The 25,696-nt window shown below is 71.9% G+C and carries 25 protein-coding genes and 1 pseudogene; 11 read left to right on the top strand and 15 right to left on the bottom strand.

Translation table 11 applies throughout. The annotated features are described in order from the left end of the window. Positions 1 to 6 precede the first annotated feature (6 nt). Together ABZU74_RS08600 and ABZU74_RS08595 are read right to left on the bottom strand one after the other, a co-directional pair. A complete protein-coding gene (locus tag ABZU74_RS08600; protein WP_355419917.1) occupies positions 7 to 729 on the bottom strand; it encodes an ABC transporter ATP-binding protein in 723 nt (240 codons plus the stop codon). Continuing rightward, positions 726 to 1,658, bottom strand: a complete 933-nt coding sequence (locus tag ABZU74_RS08595) for an ABC transporter ATP-binding protein (protein WP_355419914.1) — start codon at positions 1,656 to 1,658, stop codon at positions 726 to 728. The genes ABZU74_RS08600 and ABZU74_RS08595 overlap by 4 nt, the downstream gene beginning before the upstream one ends. A 338-nt stretch (positions 1,659 to 1,996) precedes the next feature. Between ABZU74_RS08595 and ABZU74_RS08590 the strand changes: the two genes are divergently transcribed. From ABZU74_RS08590 to ABZU74_RS08580, 3 genes are all read left to right on the top strand, one after another. Continuing rightward, a complete protein-coding gene (locus ABZU74_RS08590) occupies positions 1,997 to 2,515 on the top strand; it encodes a sigma-70 family RNA polymerase sigma factor (protein ID WP_355419911.1) in 519 nt (172 codons plus the stop codon). Continuing rightward, entirely contained in the window at positions 2,512 to 2,976 is a 465-nt protein-coding gene (locus ABZU74_RS08585) for a hypothetical protein (protein WP_355419908.1), read from the top strand. Before ABZU74_RS08590 ends, ABZU74_RS08585 begins: the two co-directional genes overlap by 4 nt. 105 nt (positions 2,977 to 3,081) lie before the next feature. Next, a complete protein-coding gene (locus ABZU74_RS08580; protein WP_355419906.1) occupies positions 3,082 to 4,074 on the top strand; it encodes an NAD-dependent epimerase/dehydratase family protein in 993 nt (330 codons plus the stop codon). 15 nt (positions 4,075 to 4,089) lie between these two features. Here ABZU74_RS08580 and ABZU74_RS08575 read toward each other — a convergent pair. The 5 genes and pseudogenes from ABZU74_RS08575 to ABZU74_RS08555 form a co-directional block, all read right to left on the bottom strand. Continuing rightward, positions 4,090 to 4,434, bottom strand: a pseudogene (locus ABZU74_RS08575) (nitroreductase); the annotation flags it as partial. A 222-nt stretch (positions 4,435 to 4,656) separates the two neighbouring features. Further along, the gene (locus ABZU74_RS08570; RefSeq protein WP_355419903.1) at positions 4,657 to 5,514 is read right to left on the bottom strand and encodes a universal stress protein; all 858 of its coding nucleotides are present in this window, start codon (positions 5,512 to 5,514) and stop codon (positions 4,657 to 4,659) included. Between the two features lie 11 nt (positions 5,515 to 5,525). Continuing rightward, positions 5,526 to 7,919: a phosphoketolase family protein gene (locus tag ABZU74_RS08565; RefSeq protein ID WP_355420500.1), complete on the bottom strand. Its 2,394-nt coding sequence runs from the start codon at positions 7,917 to 7,919 to the stop codon at positions 5,526 to 5,528. Positions 7,920 to 7,987: 68 nt separating this feature from the next. Next, positions 7,988 to 8,848, bottom strand: a complete 861-nt coding sequence (locus ABZU74_RS08560) for a universal stress protein (protein WP_355419900.1) — start codon at positions 8,846 to 8,848, stop codon at positions 7,988 to 7,990. A gap of 92 nt (positions 8,849 to 8,940) precedes the next feature. Then, positions 8,941 to 9,078, bottom strand: coding sequence for a hypothetical protein (locus tag ABZU74_RS08555; RefSeq protein WP_355419897.1), 138 nt, complete (start codon positions 9,076 to 9,078; stop codon positions 8,941 to 8,943). A 47-nt stretch (positions 9,079 to 9,125) separates the two neighbouring features. On the opposite strand from ABZU74_RS08555, the gene ABZU74_RS08550 reads away from it, so the two are divergent. The 7 genes from ABZU74_RS08550 (at position 9,126) to ABZU74_RS08520 (ending at position 15,362) form a co-directional block, all read left to right on the top strand. Continuing rightward, a complete protein-coding gene (locus ABZU74_RS08550; RefSeq protein ID WP_030336062.1) occupies positions 9,126 to 9,362 on the top strand; it encodes an HTH domain-containing protein in 237 nt (78 codons plus the stop codon). Then, entirely contained in the window at positions 9,362 to 9,946 is a 585-nt protein-coding gene (locus ABZU74_RS08545; RefSeq protein ID WP_355420498.1) for a Clp protease N-terminal domain-containing protein, read from the top strand. Before ABZU74_RS08550 ends, ABZU74_RS08545 begins: the two co-directional genes overlap by 1 nt. A 93-nt stretch (positions 9,947 to 10,039) precedes the next feature. Beyond that, positions 10,040 to 11,044 carry a diacylglycerol kinase family protein gene (locus ABZU74_RS08540; protein ID WP_355419894.1) on the top strand — a complete coding sequence of 335 codons (1,005 nt, stop codon included), beginning with the start codon at positions 10,040 to 10,042 and terminating at the stop codon, positions 11,042 to 11,044. Then, positions 11,037 to 12,038, top strand: coding sequence for a YihY/virulence factor BrkB family protein (locus ABZU74_RS08535; RefSeq protein ID WP_355419892.1), 1,002 nt, complete (start codon positions 11,037 to 11,039; stop codon positions 12,036 to 12,038). Before ABZU74_RS08540 ends, ABZU74_RS08535 begins: the two co-directional genes overlap by 8 nt. Before the next feature lie 118 nt (positions 12,039 to 12,156). Further along, positions 12,157 to 13,647, top strand: coding sequence for a phosphatase PAP2 family protein (locus tag ABZU74_RS08530; RefSeq protein ID WP_355419889.1), 1,491 nt, complete (start codon positions 12,157 to 12,159; stop codon positions 13,645 to 13,647). 11 nt (positions 13,648 to 13,658) lie between these two features. Further along, the gene (locus ABZU74_RS08525; protein WP_355419886.1) at positions 13,659 to 14,468 is read left to right on the top strand and encodes an endonuclease/exonuclease/phosphatase family protein; all 810 of its coding nucleotides are present in this window, start codon (positions 13,659 to 13,661) and stop codon (positions 14,466 to 14,468) included. A gap of 66 nt (positions 14,469 to 14,534) precedes the next feature. Continuing rightward, a complete protein-coding gene (locus ABZU74_RS08520) occupies positions 14,535 to 15,362 on the top strand; it encodes a hypothetical protein (protein ID WP_355419884.1) in 828 nt (275 codons plus the stop codon). Between the two features lie 137 nt (positions 15,363 to 15,499). Here ABZU74_RS08520 and ABZU74_RS08515 read toward each other — a convergent pair whose 3' ends face one another. Together ABZU74_RS08515 and ABZU74_RS08510 are read right to left on the bottom strand one after the other, a co-directional pair. Next, a complete protein-coding gene (locus tag ABZU74_RS08515) occupies positions 15,500 to 16,375 on the bottom strand; it encodes an alpha/beta fold hydrolase (RefSeq protein WP_355419881.1) in 876 nt (291 codons plus the stop codon). Further along, complete coding sequence (locus tag ABZU74_RS08510) at positions 16,372 to 17,334, bottom strand: TIGR03557 family F420-dependent LLM class oxidoreductase (RefSeq protein ID WP_355419878.1); 963 nt, start codon at positions 17,332 to 17,334, stop codon at positions 16,372 to 16,374. The genes ABZU74_RS08515 and ABZU74_RS08510 overlap by 4 nt, the downstream gene beginning before the upstream one ends. A gap of 375 nt (positions 17,335 to 17,709) precedes the next feature. Between ABZU74_RS08510 and ABZU74_RS08505 the strand changes: the two genes are divergently transcribed. Beyond that, a complete protein-coding gene (locus ABZU74_RS08505) occupies positions 17,710 to 19,071 on the top strand; it encodes a cellulase family glycosylhydrolase (RefSeq protein WP_355419876.1) in 1,362 nt (453 codons plus the stop codon). 55 nt (positions 19,072 to 19,126) lie between these two features. On the opposite strand, the gene ABZU74_RS08500 is transcribed toward ABZU74_RS08505, so the two are convergent. The 6 genes from ABZU74_RS08500 to ABZU74_RS08475 all read right to left on the bottom strand — a co-directional run bounded on the left by ABZU74_RS08500 (position 19,127) and on the right by ABZU74_RS08475 (position 25,690). After that, positions 19,127 to 19,447, bottom strand: a complete 321-nt coding sequence (locus ABZU74_RS08500; protein WP_355419873.1) for a multidrug efflux SMR transporter — start codon at positions 19,445 to 19,447, stop codon at positions 19,127 to 19,129. Between the two features lie 385 nt (positions 19,448 to 19,832). Beyond that, positions 19,833 to 21,107: a sigma-70 family RNA polymerase sigma factor gene (locus ABZU74_RS08495; protein WP_355420495.1), complete on the bottom strand. Its 1,275-nt coding sequence runs from the start codon at positions 21,105 to 21,107 to the stop codon at positions 19,833 to 19,835. Positions 21,108 to 21,111: 4 nt separating this feature from the next. Continuing rightward, a complete protein-coding gene (locus ABZU74_RS08490) occupies positions 21,112 to 21,513 on the bottom strand; it encodes a YciI family protein (RefSeq protein ID WP_355419870.1) in 402 nt (133 codons plus the stop codon). 105 nt (positions 21,514 to 21,618) lie between these two features. Next, the gene (locus ABZU74_RS08485; RefSeq protein ID WP_355419868.1) at positions 21,619 to 23,826 is read right to left on the bottom strand and encodes an alpha-galactosidase; all 2,208 of its coding nucleotides are present in this window, start codon (positions 23,824 to 23,826) and stop codon (positions 21,619 to 21,621) included. Further along, the gene (locus tag ABZU74_RS08480) at positions 23,823 to 24,737 is read right to left on the bottom strand and encodes a carbohydrate ABC transporter permease (RefSeq protein ID WP_355419865.1); all 915 of its coding nucleotides are present in this window, start codon (positions 24,735 to 24,737) and stop codon (positions 23,823 to 23,825) included. The genes ABZU74_RS08485 and ABZU74_RS08480 overlap by 4 nt, the downstream gene beginning before the upstream one ends. Then, positions 24,734 to 25,690: a sugar ABC transporter permease gene (locus tag ABZU74_RS08475; protein ID WP_355419863.1), complete on the bottom strand. Its 957-nt coding sequence runs from the start codon at positions 25,688 to 25,690 to the stop codon at positions 24,734 to 24,736. Before ABZU74_RS08475 ends, ABZU74_RS08480 begins: the two co-directional genes overlap by 4 nt. Positions 25,691 to 25,696 lie beyond the last annotated feature (6 nt).

The following is a 25,696-nucleotide window of genomic DNA, read 5'->3' as shown; positions in this document are numbered from 1 at the left end:
GTCGCGTCACCCGACGCCCGGCACGGGCTCGTGCGGCTGCCCGGCCGGCTGTTCGTCGAGGTGCCCGTCGTGGATGCGGATCACCCGGTCGGCCAGGGCCATCATCACCGCGTCGTGTGTCGACACCACCACTGTGACGCCTTCGGATTCCACTATCCCGCGCAGCAGGGCCATCACCGACAGGCCGGTCTCGGCGTCCAGTTGCCCGGTGGGCTCGTCGGCGAGCAGAAGCTGGGGCGAGGCGGCCAGCGCGCGGGCGATCGCCACCCGCTGCTGCTGGCCGCCGGAGAGCTCGGCGGGCCGCTGCCGGGCGTGGTCGGCCAGGCCGATCAGCTCCAGCAGCAACTCGACCCGCCGCTCGCGCTCGGTTGGGGCGACGCGGGCCATCCGCAGCGGGGCCGCGACGTTTTCCGCAGCCGACAGCACCGGGATCAACCCGAAGCTCTGGAAGACGTACGACACCTTCTCGCGCCGCAGGCGGGACAGGCCATCCTCGTCGAGCGCGGTGACGTCGGTGCCGTCGACGTGCACGGTGCCGGCGTCCGGGCGGTCCAGGCCGCCGATGACGTTGAGCAGTGTGGTCTTGCCCGAGCCGGACCGGCCGACGAGCGCCACCATGGAACCGGCGGCCACGTCGAACGACACGCCGCGCAGGGCGTGTACGACGGTCGGCCCGGTGCGGAAGCGCCGGTGTACGCCGCGCACGCGCAGCAGCGGCTCGTTGCTCATTCGCCGCTTCCCGAGTCGGGGCGGATCGTGATGTGGTCGGGTTCCAGGGCCAGCCGGACCCGTCGGGTCAGCGCCAGTGCCTGGCGGAACTCGCGGGGCACCTGGACCCGCCCGGCCCGGTCCATCACGGCGTACTCCTCGGCGATCATGTGCGTGTCGCCCTCCGCGTCGGTGGTGGTGCGGCGCAGGACCTCGCTGCTGGTGCGCCCGTCCCGGATCGCGACGGTCCGTTCGACCTGGCCGCTGACCTCCGGATCGTGGGTCACCACGACAACCGTGACGCCGTAACGGCGGTTGACGTCCCGCAGCACGCCGAAGACCTCGGCGGACGTGGCGGCGTCCAACTCGCCGGTCGGCTCGTCGGCGAGCAGGACCCGCGGCTGGTTGGCAAGCGCCACCGCGATGGCGACCCGCATCTGCTGTCCTCCGGAGAGTTGTCCGGGGCGCCGATCAGCGCAGTCGGCGACACCGAGGGTGGTCAGCAACTCGTCCGCGCGCTCCCGGCGCTCCTTTCTCGCGGTGCGGGCCGCCGTCATCGGCAGGTCCACCATCTCCCGTGCGGTCAGGTAGGGGATCAGGTTGCTCGCCGTCTGCTGCCGTACAAACCCGACGGTGTGCCGCCGGTAGTTCACCCGGTCCGCACGGGACATCGCCAGCAGATTCCACTCCTCGACGCGGACCCGCCCGGCGGTGGGGGCGTCGATGCCGGCCAGGATGGAGAGCAGGGTCGACTTGCCGGACCCGGAGGCGCCGACGACGGCGACCAGCTCACCGCTCTCCACGGCCAGGTCCAGTCCCTGCAGTGCCTGCACCTCGATCGAACCGGTCTGGTAGATCCGCACCAGGTTCTCGCAGACGATGAGGGCGTCGCGGCCGAACTCGGGCGCCCGCGCGGTTGGCTGCGGCAGGGACAGCGGTGTGCTGGACATTCCCTCTCCGTCCGGGTCGTGCCGACGTCGAGCCAGCCTCGGGTAGCGGTCGAGCCCACCGGTCGGCAAGTAGGGTCACCTGGACGGCACGCCTGGTCACCAAATGCGTCAAGAGCCTCGATTGCCCGTGCTGACGCACATTGAAGCAGTTTCGCAATCGGCGGCTGCGTTGACCATGCCCTGGGCGGCTTTCCTGCATTCTGGACGAGGGTCGGCCACTGAACGTTTCGGCGGGCGGCGGCGCGGAGGATGGCGCCGCCCGCCCGGAATGGTTTTCGCTGTGGCGGGTCGTGAACCTGCCGGGCCTCCACGCCGACTGAACAGGCGAAGGAGGGCCGATGAGCGATGAGTTGCTGGTGGTCCGCTGCCAGTTGGGTGAACGGGAGGCGTTCGCCGAGCTGGTGCAGGGCTGGCATCCGGCGGTCGAGCGGTACGTCGGGCGGATGCTCGGCGGGTCCGACGACGATGTGGTGCAGGAGATCTGGCTGGCGGTCTTCAACGGGCTGCCGAAGTTGCGGCAGCCGGACCGGTTCACCCCGTGGCTGTTCACCATCGCCCGTCGGGCGGTGATGAACCGGTTGCGGGACGCGTACGCCCGCCCGGAGCCCGAACCGATCGACGACCTGCCGGGCGTCGACGAGGCGGAGGGTGTCGTCAACCGGGAGACGCTGGCCGGGGCGCTGGCGGCGCTCCCCGCCCGGGAGCGGGAGGTGCTTCTGCTGTTCCACCTTGAGGATCAGCCGCTGGACGCCTGCGCGCAGATCTGCGGCGTACCCGTCGGCACTGTCAAATCGCGGCTCAACCGGGCCCGCAGGTTGTTACGCCACGAGCTGGTGCGGAAGGGGTACGAGGCATGACTCCGGAAGAGGTGCTGGCGCGACTGGACGCGCCGTTGTCGTTGCGCAGGCGGATCGGCTACCTGGCCGTGGCCTTCACCGGTCTCACCGCGAGCGCCCTGATCGGCCTGCTCTGGGTCACCGAGCCCCGGTTGCCGACACGCACCAACGTGGCCTTCGCCGTCCTGGTGGCGATCGGCTTGTGCTGGGCGGTGTTCGGTGGCTGGGCCGTGACCCGACGCACCCCGCTGTTCGCCCGGGATCGGGTGGTCGCCGGCTGGCTCGGCGTCGGGGCCTGGCTGACATTCAGCGTTGGCGCGCTGATCATCAGTCTGCTGCGGCACGACCTGGAGCCGGCGCTGCTGGGCGTTGTGCTCCTGCTCGGCGCGGTGGCGGCCCTGAACCTGCGGGCGGCCCGGCGGGCGCGAGCGGTGCTGGTGCGCCGCAGGAGCGTGCTGACCGGAACGGCGAAGGGCGAGTGAGTGAACGCCCGACCCTCCTGCCCACCGTCCGGTTCTGCCGCGGGCAGATCCGCTGCCGGTGAACAGGGGTGCCCTTCGTCGGCCGGTGTCGGCAGGGTGGAGCACATGCGACTGCTGGTGCTGGGTGGTACGGGTTTTGTGGGCGGGGCGACGGTCGCCGAGGCGGTGCGCCGCGGCTGGTCGGTGACGGTGTTCAACAGGGGTGTGCACGGCGCGGTGCCTGCCGGCGTACACCGGTTGCGGGGTGACCGCACCGCGCCGGACGGCCTGGCGGCGCTGGCCGGCGGCGAGTGGGACGTCGCGGTGGACACCTGGGACGGTGCGCCGCGGGCCGCCGGCGACGCCGCCCGCGCCCTGGTCGACGCGGTGGGCCACTACGTGTACGTGTCCAGTGGGTCGGTCTACACCGACCATGCCAGGGCGGGGTTGACTGAGGACTCGCCGGTGGTGGACGCCGACCCGGGCTCCGTCGACGGTGACTACCCGCAGCTCAAGGCCGGTGCTGAGCGCGCCGTGCGGGAGGTGTTCGGCCGGCGCGCGCTGGTCGCGCGGGCCGGCCTGATCCTGGGCCCGGGTGAGGACATCGGCCGGCTGCCCTGGTGGCTACGGCGCGTCGAGCGGGGCGGGGACGTGCTCGCCCCCGGGCCGGCCGACCTGTCGGTGCAGTACGTCGACGTCCGCGACCTGGCGGCGTGGATGCTGGACGCGGGCGCCCGGCGGGTGGGCGGCACGTTCAACGCGGTGGGCCGTCCGGCGCAGACCACCATGGGCGAGCTGCTCGACGCGTGTGTGGCCGCCACCGGTGCCGACGCCCGGCTGCGCTGGACCGAACCGGCGTCGATCCTCGCCGCCGGGGTGCAGCCGTGGAGCGACCTGCCGATCTGGCTGCCGCGCGGGCACCCGTACCGGGGGTTGCTGGAGCAGGACGTGACCCGGGCCCTCGCCGCCGGGTTGACCTGCCGGCCGGTGGCGGAGACCGTCGAGGACACCTGGCGCTGGCTGCGCGAGGTCGGTGCGGTTCCGCCGCGCGCCGGGCGACCGCACCGCAGCTCGATCGGGCTGGATCCGGCCCTGGAGGCCGCGGTGCTCGCCGCCTGACCGTGTCCCGGCGGGTCAGGCGGGCACTACCGGCTGGTCCAACACTTCGTCGACGTCCCGACGGGGGGTCGGTCGGCCCGGCTGGCCGTACCCGATCCGCAGCACCATCTGCGGTGTGCCGAACCGGCCCAGTGACAGCCGCAGCTGCTCCCGCGCCGCGGGCACCTCGATCGGCTGGGAGAGCATCGACACGCTGAGTCCAGCATCCGTGGCGGTCAGCAGCAGGCGTTGCAGCGCCTGCCCGGCGATCACCTGGTCCACTGCGGTGTTGCCCGCCGAGCCCAGCACCCCCACCAGGGGTTCCGGTTCGAAGTCCCGCCCGGGGGCGCGGTCGCGCCCACCGTAGCCGCGCGTCGGGAGGTGGCGGCGGCCTCCGCCAGCGCGGTGGTCAGCTGACTTTCCTGACTCATCGTCATGACCTTTCCGTCTCTGCTCATCGTGCTGCACGGCGCGTCGCTGTGCCCGGGGTTGCCACCTCAGCCTGCGTCATCCGGTGGTGCGCCACAGGGGCCACAGGTCCCGACCCCAACGGGCCGCTACGCCCGCCCTGGCTGCGCCCGCACCTTGCCCGCCCGGTGGGTGTCAGCGTTCGCGGACCACGGCGACCGGGCATGCGGCGTGTTGGATGAGTTGTTGGCTGACCGAGCCGAGCAGCATGCCGGCCAGCCCGCCCCGGCCCCGGCTGCCGACCACGATCAGCTGCGCGTCCCGACTCGCCTCGATCAACATCGCCGCCGGGCTGGTCGGCACCAGGTCGACGGTGACCGCCAGTTCGGGGAAGGTCCGCCGCCACGGCTCCAGTGCCTGCTCCACGGCGGCCCGCTCGTCGGGCACCCCGGCCGCCCCGCCGGGGCCCGGGGTCCAGGCGTGCAGGACGCGCAGCGGCGTCCGCCGCTGTGCCGCCCGTTCGGCCGCGAAGCCGAGCGCCACCAGCGACGGTTCCGAGCCGTCCACCCCGACCGCCACCGGGCTGCTCGACGGGTCGGTCGCGGAGCTGCCGGCCCCGTCCCGGACCACCACGACCGGGCAGTGGGCGTGCGCGGCGACCGACACCGCCGTCGACCCGGCCAGCAGGCCGCCGAATCCGCCGTGGCCCCGGCTGCCGAGCACCAACATCCCGGCCTCGGTCGAGCGTTCCTGCAACACCAACGCGGGGGGCCCGTCGTACACCTCGCCGGTGATCCGCAGCCCGGGGTTGGCCGCGGTGGCGTCCGCAGCGGCCTTGCGTACCAGGTCGTCGACCTGCCGGCGGGCGGTGTCGTCGGGCCACACGCCGGGGGCCACGCCCGGGCCGACCCAGCTGGCCACGGTCAGCCATTCGAAGACGTACGCCAGCCGCACCGGCTGGCCGCTGTGCCGCGCCTCCTCCACGGCCCAGTTCAGGGCCACCGAGGCGTCGGTGGAGCCGTCGTAGCCGACCAGGATCTCCGCGTCGCGCACGTCGTCCTCCTTCAGGGGGCGGTCGGGTCGGTTTCGCGGACCCAGCGCCATTCGGCGACCTGGGGGTCGTCCTCGCCGTACTGGCGGGTGTAGTCGCGGGCCGCCTGCCGGGCGTCGACCATCCGTTGGCGCAGGTGCGCGGCGCTGGCGGCCAGCCCCGGCACCCGGTCGATGACGTCGATGACCAGGTGGAAGCGGTCCAGGTCGTTGAGCATCACCATGTCGAACGGGGTGGTGGTGGTGCCCTCCTCCTTGTAACCGCGCACGTGCAGGTTCTCGTGGTTGGCACGGCGGTAGGTGAGTCGGTGGATCAGCCACGGATAGCCGTGGTACGCGAAGATGATCGGCCGGTCCTCGGTGAAGATGGTGTCGAACTCGTTGTCGGTCAGGCCGTGTGGGTGCTCGGTGTCCGGCTGGAGTCGCATCAGGTCGACCACGTTGACCAGGCGCACCTTCAGCTTCGGCAGGTTCTGGCGCAGCAGCTCGACGGCGGCCAACGTCTCCAGGGTGGGCACGTCTCCGCAGCAGGCGAGCACCACGTCCGGTTCGGTGCCGCCGTCGTTGCTGGCCCACTCCCAGATGCCCAGGCCACGCCGGGTGTGTTGGATCGCCTCGGTCATCGTCAGCCAGTTCGGCGCGGCCTGCTTACCGGCCACCACCACGTTGATGTAGTGCCGGCTGCGCAGGCAGTGGTCCATCGTGGCGAGCAGCGTGTTGGCGTCCGGCGGCAGATAGACCCGCACCACCTCGGCCTTCTTGTTGACCACATGGTCGATGAAGCCCGGGTCCTGGTGGGAGAAGCCGTTGTGGTCCTGCCGCCAGACGTGGCTGGACAGCAGGTAGTTCAGCGAGGCGATCGGCTGCCGCCAGGGGATGGCCCGGGTCACCTTCAGCCACTTGGCGTGCTGGTTGAGCATTGAGTCGACGATGTGGATGAACGCCTCGTAGCTGGTGAACAAGCCGTGCCGGCCGGTCAGCAGGTAGCCCTCCAGCCAGCCCTGGCACAGGTGCTCGGAGAGCACCTCCATGACCCGCCCGTCGGGGGAGAGGTGGTCGTCGCCGGGCACGGTGGCGGCCACCCAGGCCCGGTCGGTCACCTCGAACGCGGCGCCCAGCCGGTTCGACGCGATCTCGTCCGGGCCGAACAGCCGGAACGTCTCCGGGTTGGCGCTGATCACGTCGCGGATCCACGGGCCGAGCACCCCGGTCGCGCCGGCGATCGGGGTGCCGGGCTCGGGAACCTCCACGCCGTAGTCGCGGAAGTCCGGCAGGGTGAGGTCGCGTAGCACCACCCCGCCGTTGGTGACCGGGTTGGCGCTCATCCGCCGGTCACCGCGCGGCGGCAGCGTCAGCAGCTCGTCGACCGGCGCGCCGGTGGCGTCGAACAGCTCCTCCGGCCGGTAACTGCGCAGCCAGTGCTCCAGCTCGGCCAGGTGCGCCGGCTTGTCGCGGACGCCCGACAGCGGCACCTGGTGGGCGCGATAGGTGCCCTCCACCTGGGTGCCGTCGACCTCACGGGGGCCGGTCCAGCCCTTCGGCGTCCGCAGAATGATCATCGGCCAGCGGGGGCGGTCGACGACGCCCCCGGAGCGGGCCCGCCGTTGGATCTCGGCGATCTCGTCCAGCACCCGGTCCAGCGTCGCGGCGAGGGTCCGGTGCACCTGGGCGGGATCGTCGCCGGCCACCACGTACGGCTGGTAGCCCGATCCGCGCATGAGGTCGAGCAGGTCGGTCTCGGGGATCCGGGACAGCACGGTCGGGTTGGCGATCTTGTAACCGTTGAGGTGCAGGATGGGCAGCACCGCGCCGTCGCGCGCCGGGTTGAGGAACACGTCGGAGAGCCAACTCCCGGCCAGCGGCCCGGTCTCCGCCTCCCCGTCGCCGATCACACAGGTCACCAGCAGGTCCGGGTGGTCGAACGCGGCGCCGTAGGCGTGGCTCAGGGCGTACCCAAGCTCGCCGCCCTCGTGGATCGAACCCGGAACGTCCGCCGCGACGTGGCTGGGGATGCCGCCCGGGAAGGAGAACTGGCGGAACAGCCGGGACATCCCGACCTCGTCGCGCGCCACGTCGTGGTAGCGCTCCGACCAGGTGCCCTCCAGCCAGGTGTTGGCCACGATGGCCGGGCCGCCGTGGCCGGGGCCGGTGACCAGCATGGCGTTGAGGTCGCGTGCCACGATCACCCGGTTGAGGTGGGCGTAGATCAGGTTGAGGCCGGGGCTGGTGCCCCAGTGCCCGAGCAGCCGGGGCTTGATGTCGTCGGGGGTCAGCGGCTCCCGCAGCAGCGGATTGTCCAGCAGGTAGATCTGCCCGACGGTGAGGTAGTTCGCGGCGCGCCAGTAGGCGTCCAGCCGGCGCAGTTCGTCGTCGGTGAGGGCGTGCTGCACGTCGAGAGCGGTGTCCATCATGCTGCCTCTCGCGGGTAGGAGTGGGGCGTCCGACGTTCAGCCTGGCCGCTGCGGGCGCCCCGGATTCAGGGCCGTTGGTCCCGCGCCGGGTGGGCGTCAGGCCCGGTCAGCGGTGCCTCGGCCAAGCCGCGGACGACGACCACCGGGGCCGGGGAGTGGTAGAGCAGGGACTGGGCGACCGCGCCCAGCATGGCCCGGCCCGGTTCGTCGCCGCGGGCGGCGACCAGTGCCACCTGCGCGTTACGGGACGTGTCGATCAGCACTTCGGCGGGGTCACCGCGTACCACCCGGCACTCGGTCGGCACCGCGCCGTGCCCGTCGGCGTGCCGGGCCAGTGCTTCGCTGAGCTGCTCGGCGACCGCGTCGGTGTCCTCGTCGTACTCCACCACCCGCAGCGCCAGCAGTCGGCTGTCCCGGCGAGCAGCGCACTCCACGGCCCACTGAAGGGCGAGGTGTGAGCTGGGGGAGCCGTCCACGCCCACCAGCACCGGGCCCTGTGGCGGCGGCTCACGCCGGACCACCAACAGGGGGCAGCCGGCGCGGGCGGCCAACTGCACGGCGGTCGTCTCGGCCGGAACGCACTGACCGCTGCCCGCCATGCCGCTGTCGCCCACGGCCAGCAGGAAGGTGCCCTCCGAGCGGCGGATGAGGGTGGGCAGCATGGCGCTCTCGACGATCTCGCCGCGTACGGTCAGCCCCGGCTCGGTCTGGTGGGCCAGTTGGGCGGCGCGGGTGATCAGTTCTTCGGCCTGGTCGCGGGGTGCGGCGACGGTGTCCGCGGCGAAGGCCGCACGCCAGTCGAAGGTGTGCAGCAGGTGCAGTGGGCGGCCGTGTCCGGCGGCCTCCTGCGCGGCTTGTTCGACGACCGGGAGGTCGAGTTCCGACCCGAGGCCGACCAGCACCGCTGCGTCGGCGGGTGCGGCCATCCGATATCACCTCCCGGGCGTCGCGCCCGGCACGACCAGACTGTCCCTGACCGAGGGTAGTCGGATGAGCACGGCGGCGCGGCGTCGTTGCGTTATCGCCCGGTGGTCCGCCTGGAGAGGACCCGGTTCCAGTCGACGGTGCGGGCCCAGTCGGCGTAGCGGTGCCAGACGACGTCGGGGTACGCGGCGTGCAGCGCGTCGGTTGAGGTCTGTCGCTGCGGACCGATCATGTCAACCAGGGTTGACGCGCGAGGTTCTGTCAACGTATGTTGACGGCATGAGTCAGGCGACAGAACTCGCGGCGGCAGCCGGCAGCACCGACCCCCGGGTCGGGCTGCGCGCCGTCCGCGCGCTACGCCGGCTGCTCGAGCGGCTCGAGGTGGTCCAGGTGGACAACGCCCGACGACAGGGCTGGTCCTGGCAGGAGATCGCCGACACGCTCGAGGTCAGCCGGCAGGCAGTGCACAAGAAGCACGCCGGGCGACCGGCGGTCAACTCATCCTGGGAGGCGTGATGTTCGAACGGTTCACCGACCGGGCACGCGACGTGGTGCGCCGGGCGCTGGACGAGGCGCGGGCCGAGGGCCAGCGGCCGGTCGGCACCGAGCACCTGCTGCTCGCCCTGCTCGCCGACGACGCCGGCCTGGCCAGCCGGGTGCTCGCCGACGCCGGCGTGCGCGCCGACGACCTGCGTGAACGCATCCACCGGCACACCGCCAGCGGCGGCGCCGGCCTCGGCGAAGCGGACGCGGCAGCCCTGCGGGAGATCGGCATCGACCTGGCCGCGATCGTGGCCCGCATCGAGGAGTCATTCGGCCCGGACGCGCTGCGCGAGGCCGTGCCGGCACCGCGCAGCCGCTGGGGTCGCCGGCGGCGGCGGTACCTCGGCGGCCCGTTCTCGCCCCGCTCCAAGAAGGCGCTGGAGCTGTCCCTGCGGGAGGCGGTGCGCCTGCACCACCGCCACATCGGCACCGAGCACATCCTGCTCGGGGTGCTCCGGGAGGGCCAAGGGCTGGGGGCGCTGGTGCTCACCGAGTCCGGGGTCGACCTCGACGATCTGCGCCGACGGGTGGAGCTTGCGCTGCGGGCGGCGGCCTGACGGGTGCGACCGTCCTGAAACCTGTCTGTGGCACTTCCGACGCGGGCGGCTCGCCGGGTCGCTGAAGCCCTCCGGGTGCTGCACACTGGCGCCGTGGATGCTGGACAGGACAGGCGGCCCTCGGGCGGCGACGGCGGGTTGCGCTCCGCCGTGGTGGTCAACCCGTCGAAGGTCGACGATCTCGACGAGCTGCGCCGCACCGTCGACGACGCCCTGACCGCGGCCGGTTGGCCCGCGCCGCAGTGGTACGAGACGACAGTCGAAGACCCGGGGCGCGGTCAGACCGAGCAGGCCGTCAAGGACGGGGTCGACCTGGTCTTCGCCTGCGGCGGCGACGGCACAGTGATGTCCTGCGTCAGCGGGTTGGTCGGCACCGACGTGGCCCTCGCCGTCCTGCCGCAGGGCACCGGCAACCTGCTCGCCGCCAACCTGGGCCTCTCCACCGACCTGGCCGCCGGGCTGGAGATCGCTGTCGAACGCGGCCGACGGCTGCTCGACGTCGGCGCGGTCGAGGACAAGTACTTCACAGTGATGGCCGGGATGGGCTTCGACGCCCAGATGCTCGAGGCCACCAACGAGACCACCAAGGCCCGCATCGGCTGGCCGGCGTACGTGATGGGCGCCGCCCGCCACCTACGGGACCGGCCGATGCGGGTGCAGATCCGCATCGACGACCGGCCGCCGTTGCGCCGCCGGGCCCGTTCGGTGCTGATCGCCAACGTCGGCCGGTTGCAGGGTGGCGTGACCCTGCTGACCGAGGCCGAACCGGACGACGGCTGGCTCGACGTCGCCGTGCTCACCCCGCGCAACCTGCGACACTGGCTCGCGCTCGGCTGGGCGGTGATCCGCCGCAGCGGCCGGGTGCCGCAGCTGGAGGTGTTCCGGGGCCGGCGGGTGGCGGTCACCAGCAACCGGGCGCAGCCTCGGGAGTTGGACGGCGACCTGATCTCCCCGGGCCGGCAGCTGCGGGCGGAGATCCGGCCCCAGGCGCTCTGGCTCTGCGTCCCCCAGCCCGCCGACGCCCCGGACCTGGCCGTCGATGCGCAAGGCGCCGGGGAGCGGGGCGAGCAGCTGATCGAGGAAGCACGCCGTGAGTAGCACCCGGATCGTGCCGGAGACCCGGCTGATGGCCGACGAGGAGCTGTCCGCCGACGACGCCTGGCACACCCTGCGCGGGCAGGGCGGCTGGCACCTGCTGCGGGACGCGTTCATCCGGTTCCGCTACGGCGACGGATTCAGCCACTCCCGAGCCTTCGCCCTGCAACTCTGCCTCGCCGTGGTGCCGTTCCTGATCGCCCTCACCGGCCTGATCAGCGAGCTGGGCGTCGAGGAGGGCGGCCAGGTGGTCGCCGACACCGTCCTGGCGCTCACCCCCGGGCAGAGCGCGCAGATGGTCTCCGAGCTACTCGGTGAGGGCGAACGCGCCGAGGACGCGGGAGAGCTGGCGCTCACCCTCGGTCTGCTCACCGGCCTGTTCGCGCTCACCACCACGATGGCCCAGATCGAGAGGGGCGCCAACCGCATCTACGGCGTCGAGCGGGACCGCCCGGCGCTGCGGAAGTACCTGCGGGCCGCCCTGCTGGCCGTCACGGCCGGCCTGCCCGCGCTCGCCGGCTTCCTGATCCTGGTCGGCGGCGGCGCGATGGGCGACTCGGTCCGCGAACACTACGAGTGGGGTGCGCTCGCCAACGGCATCTGGGACGTGATCCGCTTCCCGCTGAGCCTCGCGCTGACCGTCGTCGCCGTCGCTGTGCTGTTCCGACACGCGCCGCGCCGCAACCAGCCCGGGCTGTCCTGGCTGATGTTCGGCGCCGGCATCGCCACGGCGCTGTGGTGGCTGGCGAGCCTGCTGCTCGCCGCGTACGTACGGTTCAGTGACGGTTTCGGGCAGACCTACGGCGCCCTGACCGGCATGATGGCGCTGCTGCTCTGGGCCAACCTGACCGGGATGGCGCTCTTCGGCGGGCTGTCCTTCGCCGCCCAACTGGAGGCGCTGCGCATCGGGGTGCAGGAGCCCGCCCAACCGGACCTGTGGGAGCCCGACCCGGACCGCGCCGAGCTGTACGACACCGGGGACATGTCGGCGCTCTAGGGCGTGCGTCGAAGCCCCTCGCCCGAGGGCTTCGACACACGCCCCGGGGGCACACCGGCGTGTACGACGGACGCGGATCGGGTAAAGCGCCTCGCCAGACAGGAAAGGGAGGTGCGGGGTGACCGCGGTCAAAGAGGTGGCGCGCCGTCCGATCGGTCATTTCGCCGAGCGGAGCATTGCCGGCCTGGTGGCCGTCACCGGCGCCGGGGTGGCCTTCGGGCTGCTGTTGTTGCTGGTCCGGGTGCGGTGGAGCCCGCTGCAGGATGCCGACCACGCGGTCGCCGAGTGGTTCAACGGGCTCGTCGCCCCGCACCACGCGCTGGTCACCGTGCTCCAGGCGGTGACCGACCTGGGCGGCCGGCCGATCCTCATCTGGCTGGTCACCATCGCCGTGGTCGGGCTGCTGATCCGGCGGCAGCCCCGACTCGCCGTCTACCTGATCGTCACCGGGGTCGGTGGTCTGATCCTCGACCCGTCGCTGAAGACGCTTGTCGGCCGGCTCCGCCCGGTCGTGGACGTGCCGGTCGCCAGCGCGCCCGGTAACAGTTTCCCGAGCGGGCACGCGCTCGGCTCGTTCGTCGCGTACGGGGCGCTGCTGCTGGTGTTCCTGCCGGCGATGGCGCCCCGCTGGCGCAAGCCGGCCATCGTCGGGGTCGGTGCGCTGGTGGCACTGGTCGGGCTGACCCGGATCGCGCTGGGCGTGCACTTCGTCTCCGACGTGTTGGCCGCCTGGCTGCTCGGGGCCGCCTGGCTGGGCGTCACCGCGTACGCCTTCCGGCTGTGGCGGCGGGAGCGGGGTCGGCCGGTGCCGCCGCTGACCGAGGGCCTGGAGCCGGAGGCGGGGCACGACATCGCCCCCGCCCCGGCCGAGGAACACGTGTTGGCACACCCCCGCTCGGCGGTGGCCGAGCTGCTCGTCGGCTGGGTGATCGTGTTCGGGGCGCTGTACGGCTTCGGCAACTACGTCAGCTACCACGCCAAGGGCACCTTCTTCGACACCCTCGACACCGAGGTCCCTCAGTGGTTCGCCGAGCGGCACACCGAGGTGCTGACCGACGTCAGCTGGTGGTGGAGCAAGTTCGGTGACACCCATGCCATCCTGCTGATCTCGCTGGTGTTCTGCCCGCTGGTGCTGGCGGTGTGGCGGCGCTGGCGCCCGGTGCTCTTCGTGGCGCTGGCGATGGTGGGTGAGCTGACCCTCTTCCTCGCGTCGGCCCGCGCTGTCGACCGGCCGCGTCCGCCGGTGGAGAACCTGGACGGGCAGATGCCCACCTCGTCGTTCCCGTCCGGGCACATCGCGGCCACGATCTGCGTCTGGCTGGCGATCACCCTCATCGTGTTCCCGCGTACCGACAGGTGGTGGCGTTGGGTCTTCGTGGCGCTGGCCGTGCTCATGCCGGTCGGGGTGGCCACCTCCCGGATGTACCGGGGGATGCACCACCCGACCGACTTCGTGGGCGCGATCCTGCTCTCCGCGCTCTGGATCGGGTTGCTCTACCTGGTGATCCGCCCGAATGAGGACCTGAAGGAAGGCAACCGACCGGCCATCGAATCGGAGGACGTGGACACCCTCGACGACGAGCTGGCGCGGGCCGGCCGAGCCGACTAGGCGTCGCCGTCGTGCTGCGGGTGATGACCTGGAACGTCCGCACCGGCGGGCGGGACCGCGGCGGCCCGGACCGGCTGGATCAGGTGGTCCAGGTCGTCAACGAGCAGGCACCGGACGTGCTGGCCCTGCAGGAGTTGCGCGGCTTCGACCGGGACGGGCTGATGGCCACGGTGGCGGGCCGGGTGGGGATGACGCCCCACCTGGCCCGGTCCTGCTTCGGGCAGCCGGTGGCGGTGCTGGTCCGGCCCCCGTACCGGGTCGTCGACGCCGGGTCGGTGCGCCGCCCGTTCCACCACGCGGCCGTCCGCGTCGTGGTGGCCACGTCCGCCGGTCCGTTCACGGTGCTGGGCACTCACCTCTACCCGTACTCAGGGGGTCGGCGGCGGATGGAGGTCGACTGGTTGGTCGCCGCGATGCGCCGCGACCGGGGGCCGCTGACGCTTGTCGCCGGTGACCTCAACTCGCTCGACCCGACCGTCGACCACACCGCCCGGCTGGCCGGTATGCCCGCCCTCTACCGGCGGCGGCACCTGCGTCGCTCCGGCGGCGCGGTGGACACCCGCGCGATCGCCCGGCTGCTCGCCGCCGGCCTTGTCGACCTGTGGCCGTCGGGCAACGTCGACGCACCGGAGGCCGCCGGCCATACCGTGCCCACCCGACTCGGTGGGGCCGAGTTCGCCGGGATGCGGCTGGACTACCTGATCGGCAGCCCGGCGGTGGCGCAGCGGGCGCACGACTGTCGGGTGCTCCGCGACGGCGCGGCGGCCACCGCCTCCGACCACTATCCGCTGCTCGTCACGTTGGAGTTGTCCGCCAGCTGACGCGGCCTCTCGGTCTCGCGTCGCCGGCACCCCCATGGCGTGGCGCGGGCCGATTACCGTGCCACAGTGACCGACCGCCGTACCCTCCGCCCGCCGCTGCCCGGTCCGCCGAACGATCACCGGGCCGCGCCACCGAGGGCTCGTCCGGCCGCCGGCCCGCTGGCCTCGGGCACGGCGCAGCCGGCCGCCGTCGCGCTTCCGCTCGTCTCGGCCGTCGCGCGCGGTGTGGCGCTGGTCGTGGTGCTGCCGGTACGCCTGCTCTGGGAGCTGATCGCGGCTGCCGGCCGGCTGCTGCACCGGTACCTGCTCCGCCCGGCGGGCCGGTTCCTGCGCCGCTGGCTGCTGGCCCCGCTGGCCTGGGTGCTGCACCGGCTGGTCTGGCTTCCGCTGGTCTGGTGCGCCCGGCACCTGCTGTGGCTCCCGCTGGCGTGGGTCGTCCGCACGGTGATCTGGCCCGCGCTGGTCTGGCTGGCCCGTCGTGGGCTGCGTCCGCTTCTCGTCGTGCTGGGGCGGGTGCTGGTCTGGCTCGCCACGTACCTGGTCCGGTGGCCGCTGCGGTGGTTGGGCGCGGTGCTCACGCCCGTCGGTCGGCTGGTCGTCGCCGCGGTGGTCGGCGCATGGCAGACCGCCGGCCGGGTGCTGAGAGTGCTCTACCGACTGCTGCTGCGCCCGCTCGGGCGGGGGTTGCGCTGGCTGTGGCAGCACACCGTACGCCCGCTGCTCGCGGGAGTCCGGTGGGTCTGGTCGGTGACGGTCGTGCCGGTGATGCGGGGCCTCAAGGCGGTGTGGCGGGCCACCGTCGCGCCCGCGGCCCGCTGGGCCCGCCGTTCGGTGCTCGACCCGGCCCGGCTGGCCGTCCGGGAGGTGCTCAACGCCCTGGGCCTGCGCCGTTGAGGCTCGCGGGGCTCAGAGCACCAGATTCAGCAGGACGGTCAGCACCACCGAGGCCACGATCGAGAAGAGGATCATCAGGAGGCAGCCGAGGCCCCCGCCGAGCGGGCGGATCTCCGTGTTGCCGAAGCGCATGATGTTCACCTGTCCGTGAGTGCGGGTTGAGGGGCTAGCAGGTGCCGGATCGCGTCGGCGACGGCAGTCGGGGCGGTCGTGACCACGTTGTGCGCCGCACCGGGAACGACCACCAGGGCCGCCTCCGGCACCAGCCGCGTCGCCTCGTCCCGCCACCGTTGCGGCACGACCGGGTCGCGATCGCCGGTCACCACGACAGTCGGCGCGCTGACGCGGACGAGGTCCGCCTCGATCGCGTTCCGCACCGAGTGCGACAGCGTGGCGAGGACCCGCCAGGGCCGGGCGTTCCAGACGTCCCGTACCAGGATCGGGGCCTGCAGCGGCGCCTCGCGCAGGGTGTCCACCAGCCAGCGACCGAACTGGTCCCGTCGGGACCGGGCCGCCGGGTCACTTGTCGGTCCGGCCAACACCAGCGCGCGTACCGCATCGGGGTGGCTAGCGGCCACCGCGGCGACCACCTCCGCGCCGAACGAGTGCCCCAGCAGGCAGACCGGCGGCAGTTGGTACGCGGCCAGCCAGGCGGCCAGGTGGTCGGCGTGCCGGCGGACGTCGAACGCGCCCCGGGGGTGTTCGGTCAGTCCGAAGCCGGGCAGGTCCGGCACGTACACCTGGTGGGTGGTGGAGAGCGCGACGGCCAGCGGGGTGAGATATCGGTGCGAGACCGCCAAGCCGTGTACCAGCACCGCGGGTGGCGCCCCGGTCCCCGGGTCGGCGCTGCGGCGGGTGTGGGTGCGCAGCCCGTCAACGACCCGCCACTCGCTGGTCAGTCCGCCGGCCGCCCGGGGCGCGGCCATGGCGAGCCGCAGCTCGGCCGGCCCGAACCGGCCGACGGCGCTGCGGCGGCTCGACCCGGGCGGCGGAGGCGCCGCACCTCGGTTCACAGCTCGCGCAACCGGGGCAGCAGCTGCTCCCGCGCCCAGTCCAGGAACATCGGTTGGGTCTCCCCACCGACCTGAATGATCGCCACGTGGGTGAAGCCGGCGTCGACGAACTTGCGGAACGCCTCGACGTGCGCGTCCACGTCCGGACCGCAGGAGATGCCCTCGGCGACGTCCTCCTCGCGGACGAACTGGGTGGCGGCGGCGAAGGACTCCGGGCCGGGCAGGTCGGCGTTGACCTTCCAACCCATCCCGAACCAGCGGAACTGGTCGTGGACGATCTTGCGGCACTCCGCCTCGTCGGGGCCGTAGCAGATGGCCACCTGGCCGTAGCGGGGCTGGCCGGCGCCCCCGGCATCGTCGTACATCTCGATGATGTGCCGGTCGGGTTCGGTGGAGATGAGGCCGTTGCCGTACTCGGCGGCAAGCGTCGCGGACTGTCGACCGGACGCGGCGACGGCCATCGGCACCGGCTGTTCCGGGCGGTCCCAGACGTAGGCGTCGGGCACGTCGAAGTGGTTGCCGGAGAAGGTCAGCGTCTCCCCGTTGAGCAACGGCCGGATGATCTGCAACGCCTCCTCGAACATCTCGTGCCGCTGTTGGACGTGCGGCCAACCGCCGACCACGTGCTCGTTCAGGTTCTCCCCGGCGCCCAGGCCGAGGGTGAAACGGCCGTCCGAGAGCGCCCCGATCGTGCTGGCCTTCTGCGCGACCACGGCCGGGTGGTAGCGGCGGATCGGGCAGGTCACGAAGGACATCAGCTGCGCCCGGGAGGTGGCGTGGGCGACCGCGCCGAGCACCGACCAGGCGTACGGGGAGTGGCCCTGGGAGTCCAGCCAGGGGTAGTAGTGGTCGGACATCACCAGTTGGTCGAAACCAGCCGCCTCGGCCCGTACCGCATGGTCCACCAGCTGCTTGGGCCCGGCCTGCTCGCTCATCAGGGTGTAGCCGACGCTGACCATCCTGGTATCCCCTCTCACCAACGGATCGTTCCCGGGATACCCCGATGCACGGCGGTCAACCCTCTCGTCCGATTCGGCTGCCGCGGTGCTTGACGGATCGCAGTCACCTGCCTACCGTCGCTCTTAACCGGTTAAGAGCCGGGTGTGGCGCACATCCTGTGGTGGGGATGACCGCCCCGTGACGGCCCGCGTCCTGCGTGGGCCGTTGCGGCTGTCCGGGCTGCGGGCCCGCCAACTGAACCGGTTGCGAAGGCCGATCCATCGTCCTACGCTGATGCGTGCGCCGGGAGCCGGGCGCGGCTGCCGGGCTGCAGCCGCCTTCCCTGTCTCGTCCCCACCCCTGTCGGGCACCGGGGGTCCTCCCTGAGGAAGGCCATGAAGACTCGACTCTCCGCCGTCGGCGCGACACTGCTCGCGTTGCTCGTCACCGTGCTGGCGTTCGGCCAGCCGGCGCACGCCGCGGCTGGCTTCTCCGTCGCTGGCGGCAAGTTGTACGACGCCAACGGCGCCGAATTCATCATGCGCGGCGTCAACCACGCGCACACCTGGTACCCGCAGCAGACCAGCTCGTTCGCCGACGTCAAGGCGCTCGGGGCGAACACCGTGCGGGTGGTGCTCTCCAGCGGTGACAGGTGGACCCGCAACACAAACGCCGACGTCGCCAACGTCATCTCGCTCTGCAAGGCCAACCGGCTGATCTGTGTGCTGGAGGTGCACGACACCACCGGGTACGGCGAGCAGAGCGGCGCGATCACCCTCGACCGCGCCGTCGACTACTGGCTCAGCCTCGCCGACGTCCTCGCCGGCCAGGAAAGATACGTCATCGTCAACATCGGCAACGAGCCGTACGGCAACCAGAACTACGCCTCGTGGGCCACCGACAACGCCAATGCGATCAAGCGCCTGCGGGCCGGCGGGTTGACCCACACGATCATGGTGGACGCCCCGAACTGGGGGCAGGACTGGTCGTTCACCATGCGCGACAACGCCGCGTCGGTCTTCGCCGCCGACCCGGCCCGCAACACGGTGTTCTCCATCCACATGTACGGGGTGTTCGACACCGCCGCGGAGATCAGCGACTATCTGGGCCGGTTCCGCGCCGCCGGGCTGCCCATCGTGGTCGGTGAGTTCGGCTTCAACCACTCCGACGGCAACCCGGACGAGGACGCCATCCTCGCGTACAGCCAGGCCAACGGGATCGGCTGGCTGGGCTGGTCGTGGAGCGGCAACGGCGGCGGCGTCGAATATCTCGACCTGGCCACCAACTTCAACCCGGCGAGCCTGACCGACTGGGGTCAGCGCCTCTTCAACGGCGCCAACGGCATCCGGCAGACCGCCCGCGAGGCCAGCGTCTTCGGCGGCACCCCTCCGCCGACCACGCCGCCCCCGACCACCCCACCGCCGACGACGCCGCCACCCACCACGCCGCCGCCAGCCGGTGGTTGCACGGCCACGTACACGGTGACCAACCAGTGGCAGGGCGGCTTCCAGGGTGAGGTGCGGGTGACCGCCGGCGCGAGGGCGATCACCGGCTGGACCGCCGGCTGGACCTTCGCCAACGGCCAGCGCGTCACCCAATCCTGGAATGTGGCCCTCACCAGCAGCGGAACCACCGTGACCGCCCGAAACACCGACTACAACGGACGGCTGGCCGCCGGGGCCAGTGCCAGCTTCGGCTTCCTCGGCAGTTGGACCGGCGCCAACAGTCTGCCGGCGGTGAGCTGCACGGCGAGCTGACCGTCGGGCCGGTGGTCGGGTCCGCGTCGGACCCGACCACCGGAACCCGACCTGGTCAGTGCTCCCCGGCCAGGTTCACGATGACCACCCCGACGATGATCAGCGCGATGCCGGTGAGCTTGGCGAGCCCCACCGACTCACCCAGGAACACCGCCCCGATCGCCACGATGGTCGCGGTGCCCAGACCCGACCAGAGGGCGTACGCCACCCCCACAGGGATCTCCTTGACGGCCTGGGCCAGGAGGAGGAAGGCCACCGCGTAGCCGCCGAGGCACGCCACGGTCGGCCAGAGGCGGCTGAACCCGGCGGTGCTCTTGATCAGGCTGGTCGCCAGCACCTCGGCGAGGATGGCGATCCCCAGCAGCACGTACGCCATGCTTCCCCTTGGTCCTTCGTGGTCGATGAACCCGTCGTGGCCCAGGCTAGTGTCGACGATGTCCACGTCCGGCCGACCCGTCGACGTGACGTCCGCGCGACCCCGACACCTGTCCCGGAACCCCTGTGGAGCTGACGTCACAAACGAATCGGCTGCGCAGGGCCGGGCACCCGTCCCGATGGATGAATCGTTTACCGCATCAGCTCCAAAGGCGGCCCGGGACACCCATCCGCCGATCCGGGCCGCGTCGCCGCGCAACGGCTCGCTGAGCGAGGGCGTTGTCGCCAGTTGGCCGCTGTCGTCACGGGAAATCGCGCCGCGACACCTCCGCTATCGACGTGCCTCCGGCGGTCGGACCTCCTGGGACAGATCATCTGGGGCTCGATCACGACCGCTGAGGCGGGCCGTCCCCGGATTCGGCGGCCAGTCGGGCTGCCCGCATGGTCAGGTAGAGCTGTTCGGGGCGGCTGCTCGTGCGGGCGGCGGCGCCCCGGTAGTCGGCGATCGCCTGGGCCTGGTCACCGGCCATCTCGTGCAGGTGGGCGCGGGCGGCGGCCAGCCTGTGGTGTCCGGCCAGCTGCGGGTCGTGGGCCAACGCGTCGAGGGCGGCCAGGCCGGCGGCCGGGCCGTGCACCATGGCCGTCGCCACGGCCCGGTTGAGGGCCACCACCGGGCTGCCGGCCATGCGTTCCAGCACCTCGTAGAGCGCCAGAATCTGCGGCCAGTCGGTCTGCTCGGTGCTCGGCGCCTCGTCGTGCAGGGCGGCGATGGCGGCCTGTACCTGGTACGGGCCGACCGGCCCACGCGGTAGAGCCCGGGTGATAAGTGCGACGCCCTCGGCGATCGCCGCCGTGTCCCAGCGGCTGCGGTCCTGGTCGGCCAGTGAGATCAGCTCGCCGGACGGCCCGGTCCGCGCCGGGCCGCGTGCCTCGGTGAGCAGCATCAACGCCAGCAGCCCGGCCGATTCGCTGTCGTTCGGCAGCAGCGTGTGCAGCGCGCGGGTCAGCCGGATCGCCTCCGCCGCGAGGTCGATGCGACGCAGGTCCGGGCCGGTGGTGCTGGTGTGCCCCTCGGTGAAGACCAGGTAGAGCACCTGCCGGACGGCGACCAACCGGTCCGCCCGCTCCGCCGGATCGGGCATCCGGAACGGCAGCCCGGATCCCCGGATGCGCTGCTTGGCCCGGCTGATCCGCTGCGCCATCGTCGCCTCGGGCACCAGGAACGCGCGGGCGATCTCGGCGGTGCTCAACCCGCCGACGGCGCGCAGCGTCAACGCCACCGCCGACGTCGGGGCGAGCGCCGGGTGGCAGCAGAGGAAGAGCAGGACCAGCGTGTCGTCCCGCTCGGCGGTCAACTCCTCGTCCGGGGCCGGCGCGTACCGCTGGTGGTCCGGGTCCCGGCTGGCGACCAGGTCCTCCCGGCGGCGTCGGGCCTGCTCACCGCGGACCAGCTCGATCATCCGGCGGTAAGCGACCTGGATCAGCCAGCCACGGGGGTTCGCCGGCAGCCCCTCGGTGGGCCACTGGGTGGCAGCGGCCAGCAGCGCCTCCTGAACCGCGTCCTCCGCCGTGGCGAAGTCACCGAAACGGCGGCTGAGCACGCCGAGGACCTGCGGCGCCAACTCGCGCAGCAGGTCCTCGACGCGGGGATCGGTGTTCAGCCGCTCACACCTCCTGCGAAGGGGCGGACATCACCGGGTGCACCTCGATCGGCATGTTCAGCGGCCGGCCACCGGGGCCGGGCGCCGTGGAGATGTGCGCGGCCAGCTCCACGGCCCGCTGTGGGCTGTCGCAGTCGACGATCCAGTAGCCGGCCAGGAACTCCTTCGTCTCGGCGAACGGCCCCTCGGTGACCACCGGCGTCCCGCCCTCACCGGCCCGGACGATCCGGGCCTGCTGCGGGCCGCCGAGACCCTGCGCGTCGACCCACTCACCGGCGGCGGCAAGCTTGGCGTTCACCTCGCCCATGAAGGCGATGTGCGACCGGACCTCGTCCTGGGTCCAGGTGTCGATGCCCGGGAAGTCAGCCCCGGCGGCGCTGAACTGCATCAACAGCATGTACTTCATGGTTGGCTCCTCCACACCTGCGCACCATCGTCGGTGCTCTCACCCTGAGGTAGAAGCAGGCCCTGCCGTTCTCGACACCCCGGCCGAAGATTCTCCAGAATCTTGTCAGTCGACGGCGTCGACCTCCAGCACCAGACTCTGCTCCGGGTGCAGGGCGGGCAGCTGCACACCCACCCGGGCCAGTGCCGCCCCGCTGAGGGTGAGACCAGCCGCCAGCCAGGTGGGCGCGGACAGGTCGATGGTCGCCGGGGCCGGTACGCCCGACACCTGTCGCACCCGGTACCGCCGGCCCGGGTCGAGGCCGGGCAGCCGCACCGCGCCGGGAACCTGCGCCACCGAGGTGGCCAGCCGGGCCACCGCGTACACCGCTCGGCTGTTGTCGTGATCGACCACGCCGTGCGCCCAGACGGCCGGGTCCGGGTGGTCGACCCGGACCACCCGACCGGCGTGCAGCAGCGGGCGCAGCCGCTTGTGCAGTGCCACCCAGGCGGCCAGTTCGGTCTGCTCGGCAGCGCTGATCGACGCGATGTCCCACTCGATGCCGTGGTGGCCGAAGAGCGCTGTCGCCGCCCGGAAACCCAGGTCGTGTACGCGGTGGGTGGTGTGTGAGCGTTCCGGGCCGACGTGGGTGCCGATCAGCTCCGGTGGCAGCAGCAACCCCGTCCAGCGCTGGATGCTGAGCCGCTCCAGGGCGTCGTTGCAGTCGCTGGCCCAGACCCGGTCGGTACGCGCCAGGATGGCCAGGTCCACCCGGGCCCCGCCGGACGAGCAGCTCTCGATCTCCACGCCCGGGTGGCGATCACGCAACTCGTCGAACAGCCGGTAGACCGCGAGTGTCTGCCCGTGCACCCCGGGGCGGCCGTGGTGCCCGGCCTCGGTCAGGTCCCGGTTCTGGTCCCACTTGAGGTAACGGATGCCCGGGTGGTCGGTGAGCAGCGTGTCGAGGCGTGCCAGCACATAGTCGTACGCCTCGGGGCGGCCCAGGTCGAGCACCTGCTGGTGACGCCAGGCCGGCGGTAGCCGCCCCGGCACCGCGAGCACCCAGTCGGGGTGCGCCCGGAACAGGTCCGAGTCGGGGTTGACCATCTCCGGCTCGACCCAGAGGCCGAACTGGAGGCCCTGGCCGGTGACGTGGTCGATCAGCGGTTGCAGGCCGTCCGGCCAGACGCCCTCGTCGACGAACCAGTCGCCGAGCCCGGCGGTGTCGTCGCGTCGGCCCCGGAACCAGCCGTCGTCGAGCACGAACCGCTCGACGCCGATCTGCGCGGCCCGGTCGGCGAGCGCCCGTAGCCGGTCCAGGTCGTGGTCGAAGTAGACCGCCTCCCAGACGTTCAGGGTCACCGGGCGGGGGGAGCGCGGGTGCCCGGGGCGGGCCCGCAGGTGGGTGTGCAGCACGTCGCTGAGCCCGTCCAGCCCGGCGTCGGACCAGACCGCGTAGAGCAGGGGAGTCTCGTAGGACTCGCCGGGGTCGAGCCGGACCTCGCCGGGGGCCAGCAGCTCGCCGCCACCGATTGTCGACTCGCCGGTGGGGCGACGCTCGGCGAACGTGACGTGGTCGCCGCTCCACGCGGTGTGCACCGCCCAGACCTCACCGTGACCGAAGCCGAAGCCAGTGGTGCCGGCCACCAGCAGCAGCGTGGCGTCGTGCCCGGTACGGCCGTGCCGGCCCTCGCGGACCCAGGCGCCGTGTTGCCACGGGTGCCGCTGCGGGGACCGTTCCCGACACCACCGGCCGGTCAGGTCGAGCAGTTCGGTGGCGACCGCCGGCACCGGCAGCACCGGCGTCAGCTCCCGCAGCTCGTACGCGCTGTCGCCGTCGTTGCGCAGCCGGTGCCGAACGGTCAGCAGGCCGTACCGGTCGAGCGTGATCTCGATGGTCAGAGTCAGCCCGGCGGCCGGGTCCGAGGCCCGCACCGTCAGCAGCGCCGCGCCGGGCCCGCCGTGCCCACCGTCGGAGGGGAGTACGCCCACCGCCTCCCCGCCCGCAGCCAGCTGGTCCGGGTCGGGGCCGATGTCGCGCACGTCTACCCCAACGAGGCGGAAGGAGGTGGACCAGTCTCGTCCGTCGCGGTGCCCGGCCAACCCCGGTCGGCCGCTCCAACCGGCGCTCGCCTCGGGCAGCACTGACAGCACGGTCGGCTGGTCGAAGCTGCTCGGCACCACCGGCGGTACCGTCGCGTCGGTGAGCTGGCGCAGGCCGTCGTCGTCGAGGTCGCCGACGTCGCCGCCCCAGTGCACGACCCGGGGCAGCCCCGGGCCGCGCGCGTCGAGCACCAGGCTGGTCCGCGCGCGGCGCAGGTGCAGGATGGTCATCCTTTGGAGGCTCCCAAGGTCAGGCCCCGAACGAAGTGCCGCTGGAGCATAAAGAAGATCACCAGGGTGGGGATCGCGACGAGCACGCTGCCCGCCGAGACCAGGTTGTTGTCGGTGAAGAACTCACCGCGCAGGTTGTTGAGTGAGCTGGTCACCGGGAACTTGTCGCCGGTGCGCATGAGGACTGTGGCCCAGAAGAACTCGTTGTAGATCCAGGTCACCTCCAGCGTCGCCAGCGCGGCCAGGGCCGGCCGGCACAGCGGCATGGTGACCTGCCAGTACTGCCGCCAGATGCTCGCCCCGTCGACCATCGCCGCCTCGTACAGGTCACGGGGCAGCGCTTTCATGTAGTTGCTGAGCACGAAGACGCAGAAGCCGCACTGGAAGGCCACGTTGATCAGGATCAGGCCCCAGTAGCTGTCGTAGAGCAGCTCGGAGTCGCTCATGAACTCCGGCAGCGGCACCTCGGTGAACAGCCGGAACAGCGGGATGAGCAGCGCCTGCTGGGGCAGCAGGTTGGCCGCGGTGAAGACCCCGAGCAGGACGAGGTTGAGTTTCCAACTGAACCGGGCGATGACGAACGCCACGCAGGAGGCGAGGAAGAGGGTGAGCAGTACCGCCGGCACGGTGATGTACACCGAGTTGAGGAAGTGCTGCCCGAACTCCGCCGTCCGCCAGGCGGTGACGTAGTTGTCGAAGGTCCAGCCGCCGAATGACACGTAGCCGTTCGCTGCGGTGTAGTCGTAGGAACGCAGCGAGGTCAGCACCGCCCAGGCGATCGGGAAGAGCCAGGCCAGTGAGACGAGGATGAGGAAGCCGTGCAGCAGCATCCGCAACGGGGTCAGCTTGCGGCGGCGCGGCGGCGCGTCGAGCCCATCCTCGCTCCGCGGGGTGATGGTCGCGGTGCTCATTCCCGGTTCTCCCTCATCACGGTCGCCAGGTAGATGGTGATGAAGACCAGCGAGACGACCAGCATGATCGTTGCCAGTGCCGAACCGAAGCCGATCCGGCTCGCCTCGCCCACCACGTTCTGGGTGACCAGCGCGGAGATCAGCTCCAGCCCGTTGCGGCCCTTGTTGACCACCCAGACCAGGTCGAACGCGCGCAGCGACTCGATCACGGTCACCACCAGCACGATGATGTTGATGGGCCGCATGACCGGGAACACGACCTGGAAGAACGTCCGTCTCTCCGAGGCGCCGTCGACCGCGGCTGCCTCGCGCAACGATGGATCGACGCCCTTCAGACCGGCCAGGTAGAGCAGCATGATGTACCCGACGTGCCGCCACCCGGAGGCGATCATCACCGCCCAGATGTTGACGTTCGAGTCGCCGTACCAGTCGATGCTGCTGCCGAAGATGGCGTTGATCAGGCCCTGGTCGCGGGAGTAGAGCAGCTGCCAGACGAAGCCGATGAGCGCCAGCGAGAGCACCACCGGCAGGTAGAGCGCGGTCTGGTAGAAGCGGCTGCCGCGCAGCTCCTTGTCCAACAGCACGGCCAGGAACATGCCGAACGGGGTGGCGACCACGAAGAGCGAGGCCAACCAGAGCAGGTTGTGCTGGATCGCCGGCACGAACGGCGGGTAGATGCTCACCACGTCGCTGTAGTTGCGCGCGCCGACGAACTCGATCTCGTTCAGTGGGCCGATGCCGTCCCAGTTGGTGCCGGAGAGCAGCACGGTGGCCGCCGCCGGCAGCCAGACGAACCCGGTGACGAGCAGCAGCGGGACGAGCACCATCAGCGTGATGACCACGCGGTCGGTGCGGGACAGGAGCCGTAGCCGCCGGCGACGACCACCCGTGGAGGTGGTCGTCGCCGGCGGCGGCACGGCGCGATCCGCTTGGATCAGGGGCAGGTCGGACACGATGTC

The sequence above is a fragment of the Micromonospora sp. NPDC005171 genome, from assembly GCF_040608575.1.
In the GTDB taxonomy this organism is placed as follows: Bacteria; Actinomycetota; Actinomycetes; order Mycobacteriales; family Micromonosporaceae; genus Micromonospora.
The sequence above is the reverse complement of the archived record's forward strand: the minus strand, read 5'-3'. Positions and strand labels throughout refer to the sequence as shown.